20 protein-coding genes are annotated in these 20,709 nt (G+C 64.3%); 8 read left to right on the top strand and 12 right to left on the bottom strand.

Going from position 1 to position 20,709, the window contains the following annotated elements:
• A partial coding sequence (locus tag GXY33_20885) for an ACT domain-containing protein (protein ID NLX07604.1) occupies positions 1-1,175 on the top strand: 1,175 nt, incomplete at its 5' end.
• Positions 1,176-1,259: 84 nt separating this feature from the next.
• On the opposite strand, the gene GXY33_20880 is transcribed toward GXY33_20885, so the two are convergent.
• From GXY33_20880 to GXY33_20870, 3 genes are all read right to left on the bottom strand, one after another.
• Positions 1,260-2,423 (bottom strand): formylglycine-generating enzyme family protein, encoded by a 1,164-nt coding sequence (locus GXY33_20880; protein ID NLX07603.1) that lies wholly within the window; start codon positions 2,421-2,423, stop codon positions 1,260-1,262.
• 66 nt (positions 2,424-2,489) lie between these two features.
• On the bottom strand, positions 2,490-3,443 hold the full coding sequence (locus GXY33_20875; GenBank protein NLX07602.1) for a hypothetical protein: 954 nt from the start codon (positions 3,441-3,443) through the stop codon (positions 2,490-2,492).
• A gap of 380 nt (positions 3,444-3,823) precedes the next feature.
• Positions 3,824-4,591 carry a type II secretion system protein gene (locus GXY33_20870; protein ID NLX07601.1) on the bottom strand — a complete coding sequence of 256 codons (768 nt, stop codon included), beginning with the start codon at positions 4,589-4,591 and terminating at the stop codon, positions 3,824-3,826.
• A gap of 401 nt (positions 4,592-4,992) precedes the next feature.
• Between GXY33_20870 and GXY33_20865 the strand changes: the two genes are divergently transcribed.
• Positions 4,993-6,642 carry a glycosyltransferase gene (locus GXY33_20865; protein ID NLX07600.1) on the top strand — a complete coding sequence of 550 codons (1,650 nt, stop codon included), beginning with the start codon at positions 4,993-4,995 and terminating at the stop codon, positions 6,640-6,642.
• A 93-nt stretch (positions 6,643-6,735) separates the two neighbouring features.
• Here GXY33_20865 and GXY33_20860 read toward each other — a convergent pair whose 3' ends face one another.
• The 5 genes from GXY33_20860 to rsmA all read right to left on the bottom strand — a co-directional run bounded on the left by GXY33_20860 (position 6,736) and on the right by rsmA (position 11,093).
• A complete protein-coding gene (locus GXY33_20860) occupies positions 6,736-8,229 on the bottom strand; it encodes an FAD-dependent oxidoreductase (protein ID NLX07599.1) in 1,494 nt (497 codons plus the stop codon).
• 224 nt (positions 8,230-8,453) lie between these two features.
• Positions 8,454-9,122 (bottom strand): hypothetical protein, encoded by a 669-nt coding sequence (locus GXY33_20855; GenBank protein NLX07598.1) that lies wholly within the window; start codon positions 9,120-9,122, stop codon positions 8,454-8,456.
• Between the two features lie 35 nt (positions 9,123-9,157).
• A complete protein-coding gene (locus GXY33_20850) occupies positions 9,158-9,592 on the bottom strand; it encodes a hypothetical protein (GenBank protein NLX07597.1) in 435 nt (144 codons plus the stop codon).
• Positions 9,576-10,154, bottom strand: a complete 579-nt coding sequence (locus GXY33_20845; GenBank protein ID NLX07596.1) for a sigma-70 family RNA polymerase sigma factor — start codon at positions 10,152-10,154, stop codon at positions 9,576-9,578. Before GXY33_20845 ends, GXY33_20850 begins: the two co-directional genes overlap by 17 nt.
• A 42-nt stretch (positions 10,155-10,196) precedes the next feature.
• Positions 10,197-11,093: a ribosomal RNA small subunit methyltransferase A gene (gene rsmA / locus GXY33_20840; GenBank protein ID NLX07595.1), complete on the bottom strand. Its 897-nt coding sequence runs from the start codon at positions 11,091-11,093 to the stop codon at positions 10,197-10,199.
• A gap of 78 nt (positions 11,094-11,171) precedes the next feature.
• Between rsmA and GXY33_20835 the strand changes: the two genes are divergently transcribed.
• A complete protein-coding gene (locus tag GXY33_20835; GenBank protein ID NLX07594.1) occupies positions 11,172-11,399 on the top strand; it encodes a hypothetical protein in 228 nt (75 codons plus the stop codon).
• A 24-nt stretch (positions 11,400-11,423) separates the two neighbouring features.
• Here GXY33_20835 and GXY33_20830 read toward each other — a convergent pair whose 3' ends face one another.
• Positions 11,424-12,752: an excinuclease ABC subunit UvrC gene (locus GXY33_20830; GenBank protein NLX07593.1), complete on the bottom strand. Its 1,329-nt coding sequence runs from the start codon at positions 12,750-12,752 to the stop codon at positions 11,424-11,426.
• Between the two features lie 59 nt (positions 12,753-12,811).
• Here GXY33_20830 and GXY33_20825 point away from each other — a divergent pair, with 59 nt between their 5' ends.
• The gene (locus GXY33_20825; protein NLX07592.1) at positions 12,812-13,243 is read left to right on the top strand and encodes a DUF1844 domain-containing protein; all 432 of its coding nucleotides are present in this window, start codon (positions 12,812-12,814) and stop codon (positions 13,241-13,243) included.
• A gap of 56 nt (positions 13,244-13,299) precedes the next feature.
• Here GXY33_20825 and GXY33_20820 read toward each other — a convergent pair whose 3' ends face one another.
• From GXY33_20820 to GXY33_20810, 3 genes are all read right to left on the bottom strand, one after another.
• The gene (locus GXY33_20820; protein ID NLX07591.1) at positions 13,300-14,868 is read right to left on the bottom strand and encodes a hypothetical protein; all 1,569 of its coding nucleotides are present in this window, start codon (positions 14,866-14,868) and stop codon (positions 13,300-13,302) included.
• A gap of 89 nt (positions 14,869-14,957) precedes the next feature.
• Complete coding sequence (locus GXY33_20815) at positions 14,958-16,220, bottom strand: aminotransferase class I/II-fold pyridoxal phosphate-dependent enzyme (protein ID NLX07590.1); 1,263 nt, start codon at positions 16,218-16,220, stop codon at positions 14,958-14,960.
• Positions 16,221-16,232: 12 nt separating this feature from the next.
• A complete protein-coding gene (locus tag GXY33_20810; GenBank protein ID NLX07589.1) occupies positions 16,233-17,264 on the bottom strand; it encodes a hypothetical protein in 1,032 nt (343 codons plus the stop codon).
• Between the two features lie 171 nt (positions 17,265-17,435).
• Between GXY33_20810 and GXY33_20805 the strand changes: the two genes are divergently transcribed.
• The 4 genes from GXY33_20805 to GXY33_20790 form a co-directional block, all read left to right on the top strand.
• Positions 17,436-18,437 carry a Gfo/Idh/MocA family oxidoreductase gene (locus GXY33_20805; protein NLX07588.1) on the top strand — a complete coding sequence of 334 codons (1,002 nt, stop codon included), beginning with the start codon at positions 17,436-17,438 and terminating at the stop codon, positions 18,435-18,437.
• A 16-nt stretch (positions 18,438-18,453) separates the two neighbouring features.
• On the top strand, positions 18,454-18,906 hold the full coding sequence (gene ndk, locus GXY33_20800; GenBank protein ID NLX07587.1) for a nucleoside-diphosphate kinase: 453 nt from the start codon (positions 18,454-18,456) through the stop codon (positions 18,904-18,906).
• On the top strand, positions 18,900-19,241 hold the full coding sequence (locus GXY33_20795; GenBank protein ID NLX07586.1) for a cupin domain-containing protein: 342 nt from the start codon (positions 18,900-18,902) through the stop codon (positions 19,239-19,241). Before ndk ends, GXY33_20795 begins: the two co-directional genes overlap by 7 nt.
• Before the next feature lie 14 nt (positions 19,242-19,255).
• Positions 19,256-20,709, top strand: a 1,454-nt coding sequence (locus tag GXY33_20790) for a citramalate synthase (GenBank protein ID NLX07585.1), incomplete at its 3' end; no start/stop codon positions are given.

Below are 20,709 nucleotides of genomic sequence, written 5' to 3'. Positions count from 1 at the left end.
TGATCGGGCTGGGCCGGGTCGGCCGGGCGGTGGCCGAGCGGGCGCTGGCGTTCAAGATGAGCGTCTGCGCCTACGATCCGCTGTTCCCCGGCGACAGCGCGTTGGACGGCCGGGTGCGCCTCGTCCACGACCTGACGGACATGCTCCGCACCATCGATGTGCTGTCGGTTCACGCAAGCCTGACCGACAAGACGCGCGACCTGATCGGAACCGAGGAACTGGCCGTGATGAAGCCGACCGCGGTGATCGTCAACGACGCGCGCGGCGGGATCATCAACGAGGATGCGCTGTACGAAGCGGTCAGGGAGGGCCGGATCGCCGGCGCGGCGCTGGACGTCTATTCGTCCGAACCGCCGGGCAAGCTGCCGCTGTTCGAGCTGGAGAACGTGGTGACGACGTGCCACCTGGGCGCCTCGACGCACGAGGCCCAGCTTGCCGTCTCGCGCGACGCGATGGCCGGTCTGCTCGACTACCTGCTGCACGGTTCGATCCAATCGGCGGTCAACGTCACCGGCGTGCCCGCGACGGTGAGTTCGGTTCAGCAGGGTTACATCGACCTGGCCCGCCGGATGGCGGTGCTGCTGGGACTGATCGGCGAGGGCGGCATCCGGTCGGTCAACGTGACCACGACCAACGCCGAGGCCGAAGCGGTGCTGCCGCTGTTGCTTCGCTCAGCCCTGGTTGAACTGCTTCGGCCGTACCTGGAGACCTCGATCAACGTGGTCAACGCCGAACTGCTGGCCTGCTCCAGCGGGATCAAGCTGGCCTGGTCGGCCAAGAGCCGTTCGCCGTCCGAGCCTGACCGCCTGCGGATCGAAGTGACCGCGGAGGACGGCGAGCACTCGATCACCGGGACGCTCAGCGGCCACGGCGAACCGCTGGTGCTCAACATCGACGGGTACCGCATGCAGATGACGCCGGAAGGGATCATGATCGTGATCGTCAACGACGATCAGCCGGGCGCGATCGGTCTGGTCGGCACGACGTTCGGCCAGCACGGGATCAACATCGCCGACCTGACCCTCTCGCGCCGCAAGGACCGGGCCATGATGGTCTTCAAGATCGACGCGCCGGCCCCGCCGGAGGCCATCGAGCAGTTGCGTAAGTCGCATCCGCCGATCCGCCAGGTGGCGACCACGGAACTGGGGCCGCTGCCGAATTCGCGGCAAGGTTGATCGAAAGGGCGCCTCACCATTCGCGCAAGAAATCGGCCGACCCAGAGGGCCGGCCGATGGTTTGCGCCGTCTTGCGTTGCCGAACTACTGGACCCGCAGGACTCCGCGGAAGCCCACGTTCATGGGATGGAAGTTCGGCTCGTAGGCCTCGCGGGCGGTCACGCGGCAGTCGTAGATCGTGCTGGTGTAGGCGCCGCCGCGGATGACCCGCTTGTCGCCGAACTGCGGGCCGAGCGGATTGACGCGGGCCCGATCGAGCTCGCTCTGGCGGGCCTGGCCCTTGGCGAAGTCGCCGGCGGTGTACGCGGTCGCCGAGTAGTTGTCCTTGCACCACTCCCAGACGTTGCCGGCCATGTTGTAGACGCCAAACGGGCTGCGCCCGGCGTCGAACATGCTGACCGGAGCGGTGTACTCGTAGCCGTCCTCGCCGGGACGGGCGCCGCCGTAGTTGCACATCATCCGCTGGGCGTCGGGCTCCAGATTGCCCCACGGATAGAGCTGGGTCCGGCCGCCGCCGGCCGCCAGTTCCCACTCGGCCTCGGTCGGCAGGTCCTTGCCGGCCCAACGGCAGTAGTACCACGCCTCCCAGAAACTGACCGCGCGGGCCGGATGGCTGTCATTGACTCCGGGCGCCCAATACTCGGTGAAATAGCTCGGTTCGAGGAACACGAAGTGCTTGTAGGCCCCGGACCGGGCGGCCATGCACGCCGGCTGCTTCCAGCGGCAGTTCAGGCAATCCACTTCCGGATTGGTCAGGCGATGGTCGGCCAGCGCGGGATTGTCGAGCTTGCCGCAGAGACCCTGACACGGCTTGACAAACGGGTTCATCGATTTCCGGAAGTTCCAGTGGTTCATCTCGATGTTCCAGAATCCGTCCTTGCGGATCTGGGGGCAGTCCTTGACGAACCGGGCGAACTGAATGTTGTTCGTCTCGTAGAGGTCGATGTAGAAGCGGTCGACCTGGACCGGATGGGGCGGCATTTCAGCCGGCTCACGCCGCGAACCCATGATGTAACGGTCCGGCGTCACCAGCACCATGACCGAGCCGTCCTTCTGATCGACGATGTAGCGGGGCCAGCCCATCTCGTCGTAGTCGGCCTCGCCCAGCCCGGTCAACACGCAGAAGCCTTTGGGCAGCAGGGCGACTTCCTCTGCCCCTTCACTGCGGTCACAGGTGCCGCAGGTACAGCCGCTAATCGCCAGCGCGCCAAGCATCAGAACGACCATCGCCAACCTGAGTTGTTTCATCGCTAACTTTGCCTCCACCTGATGGCTGGGCCCACCGGCCCGACCGGATTGGTTGTATTCCTGGTTCTACGGGACGAACACCGCCGGCTCCATCGGAGCAATGCCCCAGTGCATGTGCCGTCCGCCGATCCGCATCACCATCACCACGGTGCCGAGTTCCTCAGCCATCGCCACCGGGTCCTGATGCGGAGGCAGAATCTCATCGGTCGCCAGCACGAGCATGCCGCGGCGGGTCAGGACCGTGTCCGCCCGCAGCAGCGCCTCGAGGCGAACCCGCTGCTCCTGCAGGTCCACGATCTCCTGATCCATGCGGGCCAGCTTCGTCTGCCGCCGGATGAACTCCTTCGAGTCGGGATCGTCGATCCAGTCCAGCCTGGCCTCGTTGATCAGGGCCAGCATCCGCTGACGCTTGCCTTCCATCTCCACCAGTTCGATCTGGATCGCGTCGCGCATCGCCTCGACCTTGGCCAGATCGGCCACGAACACCACCTTGGTCACCATATCGCCCAGGGCCAGGCGCTCGACCTCGCTGTACGAGATCCGCAGGCGATGGGCGGTGGACTGATAGGGGAAGCGATCGTCCAGCGGCGAGAGCACATCGAGGGTCCGCGGTCCGGGCAGGGCGATCGGGATGAACGTGCGGTCCAGCATGGTCTTGGTCATCGGATCGAACAGACCGCAGACGCTGGGAATCTCGATCTGTCCGTAAAGGCTTACGCCTTCCCAGCCCATCGCGTCGTACTTGAACTCGTGCTTGCCGGGCTTGAGGTTGAAGATGGCGAACTGCTCGGGAGTCAATTCGAGGCGGTGCTCGCCGTCGCCGTAGGTGCTGACCTGCTCGGATCGCTGGCCGATCTGAACGTACGCGCCGGGCGGTGCATAGAACTGAAGCTGAACGCGGCTCAGGTCATGGTAGCCTCTGGCGGGCTTGTGACCGAGCTGATGGACCGACTGACAGCCGGTCACCAGGCCGCAGACAAAAACGGCCGCCAGCGTCCGGGAGATAGCGTTGCGGAACATAAGGCCTCCTTCTCGGCGATGCAATAGTGCAGACTTATCGAGACGGCATCTGTTCACTGTGAGCGAGCTTGGGCAAGGTCACAGGTTTACTTTGGTTAAAGCCTGTTGAAGTAGCCACTTACACCAGTCAAGGTTAATTTCCCGGCGGGGATTGTCAAGGAAAAAACCCGTATTTTCGAGCGCACCCCGTACCGCGACCTCGACTTAGGGCAAGCAGGGGCGGTCGGAACCTTCAGCGGCCACAAAAAAGACAGAGCGACCGGCTGGCCGCTCTGTCTTCGTCCGAGGCATTCACTGTAGGTGCCGAAGTCACAAGGAGGAGTCTTGGGCTATCTGGTCTTTGGTGCTTATCACTGCTGCTTATATAGTAAAAGTGGAGGTTAGTCGGCACTGGCGACGCCGGTTGTGCCGTAGGCCGCGCCTTCCCACGTCGTGTAATCCTCATAGGAGTAGGTCATCTGGTTTGGCTCGAACCGCGTGAACCAGTTGACGTGGGAGTCGGCGAACATCACGTTCAGGCCGCCGTTGTGGAACGGATCCCAGAACGGGTTGCCGCCGTTGCCCTCCCAGGCCAGGCATTCCTGCGTGTAGTCGTCCCGGTCGCAGTCCTGAAGGTCGAACTGGCGGTTGCAGTCGCCGCCCATGATGAACGCGGACGGGTAGACGATATACGAGCGCTTGACCGGCACCCACCAGTAGGGGGCGCACCGCTTCGAGGCCGGCAGCTCGCGCACGCGTTGCGTGTGCGCGGCTCGGGCCCCCAGGAAGTAGTTGAACGGATCGTGGTCGCGGGCGTAGAAACCGGGGCACTTGTAGACCTCGCGGGCCTCGTTGTCCTCGTAGAGCCCCGGCCGCGGGTTGTAGATGTAGGTGAACAGGCGGCGCATCCAGCCGGCTTTCTCGTAGAGGCCCGGGCCGTCCGTCTGCTCCCACGTCTGCATGTTCCACGCCAGCGGGTACAGGTCGTAGTGGTCCTCCGCGTAAAACTGCATCGCCTTGATGATGGTCTGCAGGTTGGCGGCGCAGCTGGCCTTGGCCGCCATAGAACGCCCGTGAGAAAGGGCCGGAAGCAGGATGGATACCAGGATGGCGATAATCGCCACCACCACCAACAGTTCGATCAGCGTAAATGCACGTTTCTTAATCATAGCAATGCCTCCCTAACACTCCAAATAACCATCCACGTCGCATCCATTCAACGTGGCTTTTCTACCTCCAACCCGTTCCCTCAGGCCCGCCGGGCGACGGGCTTTGAAAGATTGTATTTCCTTGACTTTCGGCGGTTGCAAAATTACCTTTTTGCCATCGTCTACAGCCTTGGCCGGGGCTTGCCATCCCGAGATCCTCATTGGCAGGGATTTGTGTTGAACGGGAAAGCGGGATCAAGTACAATACGGCTTAGTTTTTTGTAGCCAAAGTAGGGGCATGCCGGTCTGCGGGACGAGCATGCGGTTTGGTGGTCCACGATCCGCCGCCCTGAAGCTTCAGCCGATGCGGATGGAAGGGCGTTAATTCGATGTTAGCCTTCATCGGGCAGGATACGTTCAACATGAGTGAGCCGGTACCCGCGTACACGGGATGGGCCTACACGGCCTACGTGTCGTTTTTATGCATCTATGTGGCGACGCTGATCACCCTCTCGTTCTACGGCACGCACCGGTACATTCTGGTCTATTTATACTACAAGTACAAAAAGAACCGCCCGAAGTGCGCCGCCCGGTTCGACGAACTGCCGACGATCTGCGTGCAGTTGCCGATGTACAACGAGCGGTTCGTGGCCAAGCGGATCATCGAGCACGCGTGCATGCTCGACTACCCGCGCGACCGGCTGCACATCCAGGTGCTCGACGACAGCACGGACGAGACCGTGCAGATCGCCTCGGCGATCGTCGAGCAGTATCGGGCCAGGGGTTACCACATCGACTACGTCCACCGCAAGGACCGGGTGGGCTTTAAGGCCGGGGCGTTGGAGAACGGGCTGAAGTTCACTGACGCTGAGTTTATCGCGATTTTCGACGCCGATTTCATTCCCCAGCCGGACGTGCTGCAGCGGGCCATCCATTACTTCGCCGACCCGAAAGTCGGCATGGTCCAGGCCCGATGGGACCACCTGAACCGCGACTCGTCGCTGCTGACCCAGTCGCAGGCGATCCTGCTGGACGGGCATTTCATGATCGAGCACACCGCCCGCAACCGATCGGGCCGGTTCATGAGTTTCAACGGGACGGCGGGCATGTGGCGGCGGTCGTGCATCGACGACGCGGGCGGCTGGCAGCACGACACCGTCACCGAGGATCTCGACCTGTCGTACCGGGCCCAGTTGCGCGGCTGGCGGTTCGTCTACGTGCCGGACATCATCTCGCCGGCCGAGCTGCCGCCGGAGATCAACGCCTTCAAGCAGCAGCAGTACCGCTGGACCAAGGGCGGGGCTCAGACCTGCCGTAAACTGCTGCCGACGATCCTGGCCGCTCCGGTCAACCGGAAGATCAAACTCGAGGCGTTCTTCCATCTGACCAGTTGCACGGTGTACCTGTACATAGTCGCCCTGACGCTGATGCTGTTCCCGGCTCTGTATCTGCGGATCATGATCTTCCCCCACAGCGTGGCCAGTCGGATCCTGTTCGACGTCTCGCTGTTCCTGCTGGCCACCTGCTCGGCCAGCGCGTTCTACCTCTGTTCGCAGCGGGAGATCTTCAGCCGGTGGCACGATAAGATCAAATACCTGCCGTTCCTGATGGCGCTGGGCATCGGCATCTCGCCGAGCAACGCCCTGGCTGCGATCGAAGGGTTCTTCCGCCGCGGCGGCGAGTTCGTCCGGACGCCGAAATTCGGGATGGGGGCCTCGGCCGACACCCAGTGGCGCTATCGGCTCAAGGAATTCAAGCACTGGCGCAAGAGCTGCCTGCCGTTCCTGGAGATGGGCCTGGGTTTCTACATGATCGCGTGTCTGTGCATGTGCGTTTACTACGGCCGAGCCCCGATGTCGATGCCGTTCCTGGTGCTCTTCGCCTGCGGGTACTTCTACGTGAGTTTCACCAGTCTGGCTCTTCGCGTGCGGCCCTCGGCCCAGACGGCGGACGGTGAGGACCTGCTCGAAACCTCGACCGCCATCGAACCGGTAGTACCGGCAAACGAGTCCTCGCCCGCCACACCGGTTCCCGTGCCGGCTTCGACGCGACCGGCAGCGCCGCAGCGGTAACCACCGCTCACTTCCGCAGATACAAAAGCAAACGCCGAGGCGGATGGGCCTCGGCGTTTGTTGTTCTGCGGGAACGATTTGTCGTCGCGGCCCTCAGGCCAGGCCGAGCTCCTTGAGGCGTTCCGGGGTGCCCAGCGGGCAGCGGAGGGCCAGGAGGGCCTTCTGGAGTTTCTTGATGTCCAGGTTCCGCGGCTGGACGTTGTCCTTCGCGCAGATCGCAGCGGCGACGCCGGCGGCCTGGCCGTTGAGCATGGCCGAGTAGCGGGATCGGAAGTTCGGGCCGTAGACGAAGGCCGATCGACCGGCGGCGAGCAGGCCATCGGTCTCCTTCGGCACCAGCGACCGATAGGGCACGTCGCAACTGTCCTTGGCCGAACCATTGCTGAAGGGATAGATCGCGTCGTCGAAACGCCGTCCGGCCCGCACGTCGTCGCCGGTGATGGGGCGGATGCCCTGGAGGTATCGTCCGCCGCGGGCGCCGAGGAACGGGGAGGTCAGCAGCAGGTAGCTGTCCTCGAAGCCGGGGATGTAGTTCCGGGCGAAGGTCGCGAACCGGTAGACGTGCTCGCGGTGCTCGCGCTCCATGAGGGCCACGCCCTTGGCGTCAGCGAAGTCGATCTCGCCGACGGTGCCGGTTCTCCCCGCCGCCAGACCGTCGCGGAAGTGGTCGTCCTTGAGGACCAGCGAGATCACGCACGTGCCGACCTTCCGGGCGAACTCGAACTCGCCCGCTTCGTAGGCCTTGCGGGCGGCTTTGAGCATGTGCGGCGGGCAGGCGTAGGGGTCGGCTTCGTTCTTTTCCGAGGTGAAGGTCCGCTTGGCCCACTCCAGGTCCGCCGGATCGGCTTCGGCGTTGGCGTCGCGGAACCGGAAGTACTTCTCCGCGTCGACCCGGTTGAGGGCGAAGTAGAGGCCCAGGTTCGGCCGCGTGATGTTGATCACGGCTGCCCCGGCGCGGCAGGCGACGTCGGCCTGCCCGGTCGCGTCGATCACGACCTTGGCCTTGACCGCGACCCGGCCGGACTTTGTCTCGACGTACAGGCCCTTGACGGTGCGGCCCTCCATGATCGGGTCGGCGGCGTAGGCTGAGGTCAGCGTCTCGACTCCCGCCTCGTCCATCATTTCGAGCAGCACGTGCGAGGCGACGAACGAATCGACGATATAGCCCGACAGCCCGCCGCCGGTGCCGAGGCGGAGGTCCGGCACGTTCATGTGGGCCTCTTCCAGTTCGCGGCGCTGGTCGTCGGTGATGGCGTCGGCGTTGGGTCGGGCGAAGACGGCCCGGCGATGGAACTCATCGGGGATTCCGCCCATGCCGTTGCGGCAGACCAGGTCGGCCAGGTCGTCCTTTTCCCCCTTGGTCAGGGACAGGTGAAGGGTGCCTCCGCCCCACAGTCCCGGCCCCATGTTGCCGCCGAGTTGGCCGAACCGATCGACCACCACGGTCCTGGCCCCGTGCCGTCCGGCGGCGATGGCGGCCATGCTGCCCGCGATACCGCTGCCGGCCACCACGACGTCGACGTCGTAGAGGACCGGAACGCGCTTGGCGGGCTCCTCGACATACATCCGCTGCACGGACTCGTTCATGGAAACGTTCCTCAACAAACGGGATTCGACCGGTCCACACGGTAGCCGGTCTGATGTAGTGGCAAGGTCGGCGGGCTCGTCAGCGGCGAGTTGCCCGGATTGAACGGTCCGTTTGGTGCGTCGGCTCCATCAATACGGCTGCGGTCCTGTTCACCAGTTGCCGCCATTGTGGCCGAAGCCACTGCCCGGTGCAAGTCTCTATCAGCGGGTACTGGCCTGATGCATCACCATTCGGGCAACTGCTCCTGGCCCGGGGCTTCGAGGCGGCGGTCGAGTTCGCGGGCGATCAGGTCTTCGCGCCGCTCAGCCCGTTCCGCAAGCTCGCGGCGGAACTGGTCGATCTGACGGGCGAGTTCCTCGAGCTTCCGCTGGCGGATCCACTGGCGCAGTTCGAACTGCTCTTCCAGCAGCTTGCGCATTTCCTGGCGGACGGCCTGGCGGTCGTCGCCTGTGGCATGGTCGTAGTCCCATCGGAGCCGGTCAAGCTCCCGCTCCTTGCGGTAGCTGTCGGCGAGCCGGCCCGCCAGTTCGGGGTCGGTGCGGTCGGCTTCGACCAGCTCTGAGATCGCCCGCCAGTGCCGGCGGAGATGCGGCCCCATCCGGCGCCCGGCGCCCGGCCCCTGCATCGACTCCTGGAGTTCGGGGAAGTACTTCTCGACCACCCGCCGGACCTCGCGCCAGTGCTCCGGACCCGGCCACTCGCCATGTCGCCCACCCGGCCGTCCCTGGCCGTCCACCTCGGCGCCGCCCGCTGACGGCGGCATCGGGTCAACCAGACCTTCGGGTCCGATCGGGCCGGGCGGGCCAAGCCTCGCCATGCGGCCCGCCACCACGGCCAGACCCAAAAGGTTCACCACGGACAGGATTACCACAATCACCAGCAACACGCGCATCGGTCAGTCTCCGCCTAATCGTCGGTTCAGCCGTTTCAAAAATCGCGGTCCATGTATTCCAGTTCGCCATAGGCTGCATCATACCAGAGCCCATCGGCACCATTGAGTCCGATCCGGTTGGCCGCCAGGACCTGCTCGGCCAGGGCGTCGAGTTCCAGGTCGATCGGTTCCGAGTCCTCCGTAACCTCCACCTGGGCATAGCCGTTGGCGGCGGTGGTCGCGGCGGTCGTCCCGTCCAGATAGAGCCACGCGACGGCCAACGCCAGCACGATGCACGCCGCTGCGGCAATCGGGACCAGCACCTGGATGAGCCGGCGGTCCAGCCGCCGACGCCACAACTCGACCTCCACCGCTGAGCAGACCTTCCCCACCAGGGTCTCGTCGACCGCCGGCGACGCAAACGCATCCAGCAGCCGCAGTTCGCGATCGACCTGCTCAGCCGTCAGGTTCTCATCATGCTTCCGGTTCATCGCCTTCGTCCTTGAGCATCTTTCGCAGCTTTCCCAGACCCCTGTGCACCCGGGCCAGCACGGTGCCCAGCGGGCTGCCGGTTTCCTTGACGATCTCGTCGAAGCTCAGCCCGCCGTGATACCGCATCAGGATCGCATCCCGTTGTTCCGGCGGCAGTGCGACCATCGCGGCGGTCAACCAGTCCTCCTGCTCCCGCATGTCGGCGGCATCCGCCGGGTCGGGCTCGTCGCCGGGCGTCCGGTCGATCGGACCGCCATTCTCGTCTCCGGCCAGTTCGGCATCGAGCACCGGCCGGTTCTTCCGCCAATGGTCAATCACCAGATTTCTCGCCAGCCGAAACAGCCAGACCTCGAATCGTTCCTGCTCGCGGTAGTTCCGCAGCCCCCGAACCACCCTCAGAAACGTCTCCTGCAGCAATTCCTCGGCGTCGGTGCGGTTGCCCACCGAACGGACCAGGTAGCCCAGGAGGCCCGGCGAGTAACGCCGGATCAACTCCTGCCACGCCTGGGCCGACCCGTCCCGGGCCCGCCGCACCAGTGCTTGAAGGTCGCCATCGCTCATTACCAGGAGAACTCTACGTATTCCAACGGCCAGGACGCCGATTTATTGCGGTTCGGCATCGCTGCATCCACCGCCGCCCAGGGCCGCGATCCGGTTGCCAAGTCCGATAAAATCATAGATATCAAGCTGTTCGGCCCGTTTTGCCGGGTCGATACCCATCTCCTCGAAGGCCTGTTCGTACCGGCGGCGAAGGTCAGTACCCAGCCGCCCCAGAAATCCCGAGCGGAGCGTCTTGCGGCGGTGCTGGAACATCAGGTTGACCATGTCGCGGAAGCCGGCAGGGTCGCGGACGGCCGCCTCGGGCCTCGCCGTCATTTTGACGATCGCCGAATCCACCTTCGGCGGCGGCCAGAATGCCCCCGGCGGCACCACGGCCAGCCGCCGGACCTCCATGTACGCCTGGGCCAGCACCGAAAGGGCGGAGTAATCCTTGCCGCCAGCCTTGGCGGCCAAGCGGGCCGCCACCTCCCTCTGGACCATGACGCACACCACCGCTGGGCGGACCGGCAGGTGCAAGACCTCGACGATCACCACCGTGCCCACCTGGTAGGGCAGGTTTGAGACCAACGCCCACGGGCGATCCCAGCGCTCGCGCAGCAGGGCGGTCACCTCGGGGTTCAACCCGCCCTTGGCCAGGATGTCGCCCTGGAACAGCCGGAAGTTGGCGGCTTGGCCGAAACGATCGGTCAGCAGGCGGGCGAACCGCTCGTCAATCTCAACCGAAATGACGTTAGTACCGGTATTAACCAACAGTTCCGTCAGGTTGCCCGGCCCAGGCCCGACCTCCAGGATCGTTCGCACCTCAGCCAACTCGGGCGGCTCAATCAGCTTGCCCAGGTAGTGCCGGTCCAGCAGAAAGTGCTGGCCGTACGGCTTGGCCGGATGGATGCCGTAGCGGGCCAGACGTTTGACCAGGGACTCGGGCTGAGGGTCGGTCATGGGCTTAATGGGCTCCTGTCGGTCTGTCCGATAATAGGTGAGGCACGGAGACGATTCAACGTGAAACGGGAGCATCCGATGAACTTGAGGCGAACCGGGATCGCAGCGGGGCTGGTCTTGGCGGTCGTGCTACTGGTTTCGGGCGGCTGCGATGACACCTTCCGCAAGGCGGTCACCCCGGAGCTGTTTACAGGGCTCAACCAGGTGGCGGATGACGTGTTCAGCGAGACCTGCGACGGTTTCAACAGCATCATCGACGCCCTGCTGACCGGTCTGGAACGGACAGTCTACCCGGAAGGAAGCTGATTGCCCCGTGCGTTGAAGGCCGGCCTACTCGCCGATGACCTTCTTGCGGCGGAGGATATGGTGGTAGTGCTGGGCGAAGCGGTGGGCTTCGTCGCGGACGTACTGGAGGATCTTGAGGGCCGGGTCGTTGCGGGGGAGCTTGACCGGCTGTTCGGTCCGATCGACGTAGATCTCCTCTTCGCGCTTGGCCAGCGAGATGATTCGCGGCGGGTCGAGGTCGAGGGCGGCGATGGCCTCGCGGGCGGCGTGAAGCTGGCCCAGGCCACCGTCGATCAGCACCAGGTCGGGAAACAGCTCTTCCCCCTGTGCCACGTGGCGATAGCGGCGGAACAGCACCTCGCGCAGCATGGCGTAATCGTCCATGCCCTCGACCGTCTTGATTCTGAAGCGCTTGTAGCCGTCCTTGAAGGGTACGCCGTCGATGAAGCAGACCAGCGACCCGCACGAGTCTTCGCCCTGGATGGTGGCGATGTCGAAACCCTCGATCACCCGCGGCGGTCCGTCCAGATCGAGGATCCTGGCCAGGCGTTCCAGCCCCTCTTTAGGATCGGTGAAGAAGACCTCCGGCTGGATGTGCACGTCCGGCTTGCCCGCCAGATCAAGCGACTCCAGCGCCCGAATTTGGTCGCGGAGCTTGGCCGCCAGTTCGAACTTCATGTCGGCGGAGGCCTGCTCCATGTCCTTGCGCATCTGGCGAAGCACGACGCTTCGCTTGCTGGAGAGGAACTTGATCAGCCGCTGAATGTCCTCGCGGTAGGCCTGCCTGTCGATGCGGCCGGCGCACGGGGCGGTGCAGTGGTGGATCGAGTAGAGCAGGCACGGGCGATGGCGGCGGCGCTGGAGGTCCTCTTCGGTGAACTTGAGGGTGCAGGTGCAGAACTTGAAGATCCGCTGGAGCTCGCGCATGGCCGCCCGCAGACCGCTGACGTTGACGAACGGGCCGAAGAGCTTGGACTTGGCGTGCGGTTCGCGGGTGATGCGGACCCGCGGGAAGTCCTCCCAGGTGGTGATCTCGATATATGGGAAGCTCTTGCCGTCGGTGAGGCGCTCGTTGTAGGGCGGCTGAACGTCCTTGATGAGGCGGTTCTCGGTCAGCAGGGCCTCGACCTCGTTCTCGCAGTCGAGGTGGGCGATGTCGACCACGCGGGTGGCCATCTCGGCGATGGCGGGCCCGCGGGTGCTGTGCAGGTCGGCCGCCGGCTGAAAGTAGCTGGCGACCCGCGCGCGCAGATCATTGGCCTTGCCGATGTACATGACCCGCCCTTCGGCGTCCTTGAACATGTAGACGCCGGGCGTCTTGGGCAAGGCGGCGATCTTTTCCTTCAGAATTGCCTGTCGATTTCCGTTGGCCATCGCATAGAATTGTATCCAGCCGACGAGGCGCAGGCAAAATACCGAAGGAGAAACCGATGATGGCTGAGGACAAACCGAAAATCATCGTCGATGACGATTGGAAGAAGCAGGCCCAGGCGGAAAAGCAGCGGCTGGCTGAGGAAGAAAAGCGCAAGGCCCAGACCGCCCCGTCCGAGCCGGCGGCTCAGACCAAGGCCCCGTCGCCCGAGGCCGCGGCGGAGCGGGCCGAAGTGCCCGAACCGGACTTTTCCACCCTCGTCGAGAGTTTCCTGACCCAGGCCCTGTTCGCGATGGGTCTGCTGGAGCATCCGGGCGGTCGCGGACGGGTCAACATGGACCTGGCCAAGTTCAATATCGCCATGCTCGAGGTGCTCGAACAGAAGACCAAAGGCAACCTGGCCCGCGACGAAAAGCACATGCTCGACCACGCCCTGCACCAGGCCCGCATGGCGTTCGTCGAAGTCGCCTCGCGGATGGGACCGATCGGGTAAGACCCGGTTGACAGGATGAACGTGTCAAAGGCGTCCGAATGCCGTGGGCGCCTTTTTCATGCGCCGGGTCTGGCGGCCAGGACGACCCGCCGCCCTTCGGCGGCGGCTGTGATTGACGTCTGGTTGTTAACCGCCCGATTGAATCGCCCGCCCTGGATGGTCAGCCGGTACGGATGGCCGCAGTGGCGGTAGTGCAACGCCTGCGGCTCGACCCCGACGATCGGGAGCGTCGCCTGCGGGGCCCAGGTCAGTTCCAGACCGCAGCCGTCGGGCAGGTCGAGTGCGATCGCATCGGGCTGGCAGACCAGTGTGGTTGCTCCGGCGTCGGTGTCGAAGGCCAGCTTGAGGGCCTCGCCGTGCTCGGTGACCTGCGGCGAACCGGCGGAGACGGGAGTGGCCTTGTCCTCCGGCCCGATCCGAACGATCCGGACGCCCGCCCGCTGGCTTCCGTAGCTCCAGTGATGGCCGTCAACCACCGGCAGCGTGTCGTACAAGCTGCTCGGCGTGGTGCAGACGTCGGTCAGGTAGCGCTCGTGGTAGTTCTCGTCGAACAGGTGCATGTCGCGAATGCGGAAGTCGTCGCCTTCCCAATAGAGATTGGTGCGATAGAACCGGCTGTTGTACCAGACCGAGCGGCGGCCTTCGTTCTTCCAGTCCGACAGCGCGGTGATCGCAGCGGCCGGCGTCAGCGGCCACTTCTGGCGGAACCATCGGCCCGAGGCCTCCAGCGTCTCGACGCGAAGCTCGCCCGCGGCCGCCTTCCGGGCCAGCAACCCGATCTGATCGGTCAGCCCATCCGCCATCGCGGGCCAGCCGAACGGATTCTCCTGCCCGACCTGCGTATAGCCGAACGCCAGGCACGGCGCGTTGAAGTTCACGTCGAAAAACCACCGCACCCACTCCGGATTGCCGCCGCCGCCCTTGTAGACCGGCTCGAGCGAAATCACGTCCTGCAGGCAGGTCATCGGGTCGTCGCCGCGAAGCGAGTCGTATTGGTAGATCGGGTCGGAACCGAGCATGCGGAAGACCGGCACGGGAATCTGCCGCTCAGCCGTCTGGGCGGGCATCAGGACGTTGACGCGGCTGGGATAGTAGGCCTGGTTGTAGTACCCGCCCCAGACGTTGTACCCGTCGGTGCCCCACTGGTCCTTGCAGTTGCACGCCGCCACCAGCCCGTACCGGTCGGACAGATAGCCCAGCAGGTGGGCGTCGAACAGCCACGAGCCCATCGAACGCGGATATCGCCCGAAGACCGCGCGGAAGTCCTCCATCAGCACGTCGGCGAGTTTTTCCCGCTCAGCCGGCGTGTATCCAATCGAGAATCCGACGTGGCTGTGCCAGTCCCACGGGTACCGCCCGCGCCACTTGATGCCCGCCTTTTCCACCTGCGGCTGAACGACCTCGAACCAGACGCCGATCTCGTGGCGGTCGTCGAGGCTCTCCCGCAGCAGCGGGACGAACCGATCGTCGATCAGCGCGTCGTACTGCAGCAGCCACGTCGCGGGCAGATCGTGCTCGTTGACCAGGCGGATCTGGTTGACCACCGGGGCCACCAGGTCCACCTCCTCGCGAGGCTCGACCGCGCGAATGAAGTTGATGATGTTGGCAATGCCGGTTCGTGACATGATGGATAGACCTCGCGGGTTGGTTGGTGGACTATTCCGTATACCGAAAGCCCAAGAGCGAACGGCAGGTTTTCCCCGCTAAAACCGGTCTAGGACACCGTCTTCTTCTTTCTCGCGTCTTTGGGCAGGCTGGGGCGGACGCGCTTTTCCGGCTTGCGGCCGAGGAAGATCCCGATCTGCTTGATCGCCTGCTTGAGTCGCAGCTCATTTTCCACCATGGCGATCCGGACGTAGCCTTCGCCGTTCTCGCCGAACGCCCGGCCGGGCGAGACCACCACCTTGGCCCCTTCCAGCAGCTTCAGCGAAAAGTCGATCGTGCTCTGGCCCGCCAGCGTCTGGTCGGGTATCCGGGCCCAGACGAACATCGAGGCCCGCGGCCTCTCGACCTGCCAGCCGAGCTGCTCCAGGCCCGCGCAGAGCACGTCGCGACGCTTGGTGTAGACCTTCGACTGCTCCTCGATATCCTCGTCGCCGTGACGCATCGCGATGATCGAGGCGATCTGCAGCGGCTGAAAAATCCCGTAGTCGTAATAGCCCTTGACCGTGCCGAGCGCCTTGATCATGTGCTTGTTGCCCACGCAGAACCCGATCCGCCAGCCGGCCATGTTGTAGCCCTTGCTCATCGTGATGAACTCGACGCCGACCGACTTGGCCCGCGGCGAAGCCAGGAAACTGGGCGCCTTGTAGCCGTCGAAGCAGGTCAGGCCGTAGGCGAAGTCGTGGATCACGCCAACCTCGTACTTGCGGGCCAGCGCCACCACCTCGTCGAAAAAACCCTGCTCGACGGTCAGCGTGGTCGGGTTGTGCGGATAGTTCAAAATGATCAGCTTCGGCCGCGGATACAGGTGCGCCACCACGTCCGCGATCCGGGCCAGGAACTTCTCGTCGTTGCCCAGCGGCACCGAGATCACGTTGGCGCCGGCCAACGCCACCGAGTAAATGTGGATCGGAAACGCCGGATCGCCGACCACCGCCGTGTCGCCCGGACCCATCATGGCCAGGCACATGTGCGAAAAACCCTCCTTGCTGCCCAGGCAGGCGATCACCTCGTTATCCGGATCGAGCTCCACGCCCCATCGCCGACGGTAGATCTTGGTGATCTCGCGCCGGAGGTTCGCGATGCCCATCGACGCGCTGTACCGGTGGTTCCGCGTGTCCTGAACGGCTTCGCAGAGCTTGTCGATGACCATCTGGGACGGGCGGTCCACCGGGTTGCCCATGCCCAGGTCGATCACGTCCTGACCCGCCTGGCGCATCGCGTGCTTCGCCGCGTTCAACCGCCCGAACAGGTACGGCGGCAGTCGCAGAATTCGTCCAGCGGGTTCCATCGCAATCGAATCGTATTCGGTCATCACCATGGCCTCTTACTTGGAAGGTTTCAAAATCTCCGTCCTGAACCACTCGTCGAACTCGCCCTTGAGCCGCTTGTCGTGGATCGCGATCGTCGAATCCTTGAGCATCTGCTCCTGGAGTTTCACCATGAGGGTCTGTTCGAGCCGTTGGGTCAAAGCCGTTCGCATCTCGTCCTTGACCTTATCAAACTCTATCGGCCGCGGAGCGATCTTTTTATCAGTCCTTATCACCCAGTATTGATCGCCGTCGCGGATGGGCGTCGAGTACGCCCCTTCCTCCAGCTTGAACGCGATTTCCCGCACGATCGCGGGCACGCGCGTGTCGTTCTCGGCGATGGTTCCCATCGCCCCGCCGGCCGGCCCGGTCAGCATGTCGGTCGAGTGCTTGATCGCCAGCTTGTCGAACGACTCGCCCGCCTGCAGTTCGTTGTGAATCCGCTGGGCCAACTCCAGATCGTCGACCACGATCACGCTGATCTGACGCTGCGGGCCGTACTGGCGAGTGTATTCCTCCTGCAACATCTCCTCGGTCACCACGGCCTGCTTCTGGGCCACCGCCCGCAGGTACGCCTGACGCTTGACCCCCATGGTGAACTCCTCGTAGCTCATGTTCCGCCGGGTCAGCAGCAGCCGAAGGATCCGCCGCCGGTCCTCGTCGCTGAGCAGCCGGCCCTTGCCGTTGACCTCGGGACCAAGCTGCTCGACGATCCGGTGCAACTCCTGGTTGAAATCCTCCTCGGTCACCTGCACGCCCTGGGACTCAGCCAACTGCCTCGCCGCCTCCAACGCGATCAGGTGCCGCAGGATCTTCAGTCCCGACGTCTGATAGAGCGTTTCGAGAAACGTCTGTTCTGAGATAGGGGCGCCATTAACCTCCGCGACGGCCTGACCGGCCGATCGACCCGTGGCTGGGGTGGTCGCGGTCGGGTCGTTGGAGCGATCGTTCTCGAAAAATTCGCTCAGCGGCTTGCCCGAGGGGGCCGCTGCGGCTGCGGCCGAGACGCAGAGCAGGCATACGATGGCTTCCTTGGAGTTCATGAGCATGACTTGACCTTCCGTCGTTTTCCGGTTCCACCACAGCCGATTCTACGTCCGCTTCCGTGCGCTTTTCCCGTTTTTCCCGCTTCCCGTCTTTATAAATACTTGCCAACAATGCGGCAATGGCGAAAATATAAAAGTTTCATGCCTCCGGAGCGGCAGGAAGGATCGAGGAGCATGTCGAAGATCAACGTTGGAATCTGCGGGCTGGGCCGAAGCGGTCTGGGCATCCACGTTAAGGCGATCCAGGAGCATGTGAGCGACCTCTACCGGATGGTGGCCGTCGCCGACGTCAACCGCGAGCACGCCGACGCCAAGGCCAACGAGTTCGGCTGCCGGGCCTGGGACAGCCCCGAAAAGCTGTTCGGCGATCCCGAAGTCGAAATGGTCGTGGTCGCCACCCTTTCCAATGACCACGCCCGGCACGCCATCGAGGCGATGGAGGCGGGCAAGGACGTCCTGGTGGAAAAGCCGATGGCTACCTGCTACGGCGACGCCCGGCGGATGATCGAGGCGTCGAAGCGGACGGGCCGACGGCTGACGGTTTTCCATAACCGCCGGTACGATGCGGACTTCGAGGTGATCCGGCGGCTCAGGGACGCAGGCGAACTCGGCGAGCCGTTCAGTATCAGCAGTTTCATTCATAACTACAGCTTCCGCGATGATTGGCAGCTCCAAAGCCGGTTTGGCGGCGGGCTGCTCAACAACTGGGGCCCGCACACCGTCGATCAGGTGCTCGTGCTGGCCGGCCAGCGTCCGGTCTCGGTGTACGCCAACCTCCAGCAGCGGGTCAACCAGGGCGACGTCGAGGACCATTTCAAGGTGGTCATCACCTTCGAGAACGGCCTGATCGGTCAGACGGAGGTCTCAGCCGCGGCTTTGGCGGGGCTGCCCCGCTGGCAGGTGTTGGCCGATCGGACCGCCATCCTGGCCTCCGACGATAAGAAGATCGTCCTGTACCGTTATCAGGACGGCCAGACCGTGACCGAAGAGCACGCCCCGCAAGGCGGGTTCGGCGAGCAGAGCGGCCGGTTCTATCGCGAAATGCATCACCGGGCCCAAAGCGGTCAGCCGACGCTGGTGGACCCGGAGAGCGCCGCCGATGTGGTCCGGGTCATCGAGGCGGCCAAACTCTCAAGTCGGGAAAAGATGTCGATCAACCTCAACGACGTGGCATAGACAGAGGGGTGATGAGATGGAACGCTCACTGGTCATTCTCAAACCGGATGCGGTTCAGCGGGGCCTGGTCGGGCGGCTTGTCGCCCGTTTCGAGGAAAAGGGCCTCAAACTGATCGCCATGAAGATGGTCCGCCTGACCCGGCAGACCGCCGAGACCCACTACGGCGAGCATAAGGGCAAGGACTTCTACGAGCCGCTGGTCGCCTACATCATCTCCGGCGCCGTCGTGCTGCTGGTGGTCGAAGGCCCCTCAGCCGTGTCGGTGGTGCGGACCATGATGGGCCCGACCAGCGGCATCACCGCACCGCCCGGAACCATCCGGGGCGATTTCGCGGTGGCCACTCGGTATAATCTGGTGCACGGCAGCGACTCAGCCCAATCGGCGGAACGCGAGATCGCGCTGTTTTTCAAACCGGATGAGCTGGTCGAATACGACCGGGCCATCCTGGACTGGAGCTGGCAATGCTGAAGGCGAAATGGCAGGACGTGAAAGCCGAACCGGTCAACGCCGAAGGGGCCAAAGGGGCCACCATCCGCTGGCTGATCGGCAAGGAATCCGGAGCCCCGAATTTCCACATGCGGCTCTTTGAACTGGCGCCCGGCGGCCAGACCCCGCTCCACACCCACGCCTGGGAGCACGAGCTGTACATTCTCGAAGGGTCGGGCCAAATGCAGACCGAAAAGGGGTCGGCGCCCTTCGCCGCCGGCGAGTTCATCTACGTGGCCCCGAACGAAAAGCACCAATTCGTCAATAACGGCTCGTCGGTCTGCCGATTCTTGTGTCTGGTGCCGGCCGGCGTATAGGACGGAGACGCGAAATGGCCCAACGAGCGGACAGGCGGAAGGTGGCGATCTACGACACGACCCTGCGCGACGGGACGCAGGCCCAGAGCGTCTCGCTCTCGCGGGAGGACAAAATCCTGATCGCCCGCCGGCTCGACGAGTTCGGAGTCGACTACATCGAGGGCGGCTATCCGCTGAGCAACCCGAAGGAAGAGGCCTTCTTCGCCGAGATGGCGAACGTCGAGCTCAAGCATGCGAAGCTGACCGCCTTCGGCATGACGCGTAAGAAAGGGGTGGCGGTGGCTGAGGACGCCAGCATCCGGGCCCTCGTGGCCAGCCAGGCCCCGGTGGTGGCCATCGTGGGCAAGGCGGATGAGTACCAGGTCAGGAAGGTGCTGGGGGCGAGCCTCGATGAGAATCTGCGGATGATCGCCGAGTCCGTCCGCTACTGCCGCGATCAGGGGCGAGAGGTGGTCTTCGACGCCGAACATTTCTTTGACGGCTACAAGCGCAGCCCCGAGTCGGCACTCAAGATCGTCCAGGCGGCGGCGGAGGCTGGGGCGACCACGGCCTGTCTGTGCGACACCAACGGCGGCAGCCTGTCAAATGAGGTTTTCGAGATCACCGCCGAAGTGGTCAAACACCTCGGTGGGCACGTGACGGTGGGATTCCACGGCCACAACGACACCGGCCTGGCTGTGGCCAACAGCCTGGCCGCGGTGCGGGCCGGGGCTGGGCAGGTTCAGGGCACGATCAACGGCATCGGCGAACGCTGCGGCAACGCCGACCTGACCGCCATCATCCCCAATCTGGTCCTGAAGATGGGCTGCGACGCCCTGGCCAGGCCGGAGAACCTCAAGAAGCTCACCGAGGTCTCACGCTACGTCTATGAGATCGCCAACCTGAACCTGCCCGAGCATCAGCCGTACGTCGGCACCGCCGCCTTCGCCCACAAGGGCGGCATGCACGTCCACGCCATCCTCAAGGACACCGCCAGCTACGAGCACGTCGCTCCCGAAGAGGTCGGCAACACCCGAAAAGTCCTGATCAGCGAGCTCTCCGGGGCCAGCAACGTGATCGCCAAGAGCGCCCTGACCCAGCAGCTCCAGGACAAGGGCCTGACCCGCAAGGTGCTGGCCCGCGTCCAGGACCTCGAAAACCAGGGCTACCAGTTCGAAGCCGCCGACGCGTCCTTCCATCTGCTGACCCTCAAGCTGCTCGATCAGTACGCTCCTTCGTTCAAGCTGGACCACTACCGGGTCGTGATCCTCAAGCGCGACGACGCCCCGCCGGGAACCGAAGCCATCGTCAAGCTCACCGTCGACGGCCGCATCGAACACGAGGTGGCCGAAGGCGACGGGCCGGTCAACGCCCTCGACGCCGCCCTCCGCAAAGCCCTGGTCCGCCACTACCCGCAAATCGAGACGCTCCAACTGGTCGACTACAAAGTCCGCATCGTCAACCCGCGGGCCGGCACCGCCGCCAAGAC

The sequence above is a fragment of the Phycisphaerae bacterium genome (assembly GCA_012729815.1).
Classification (GTDB): domain Bacteria; phylum Planctomycetota; class Phycisphaerae; order JAAYCJ01; family JAAYCJ01; genus JAAYCJ01.
This window is presented reverse-complemented; position numbering and strand designations above follow the sequence as displayed.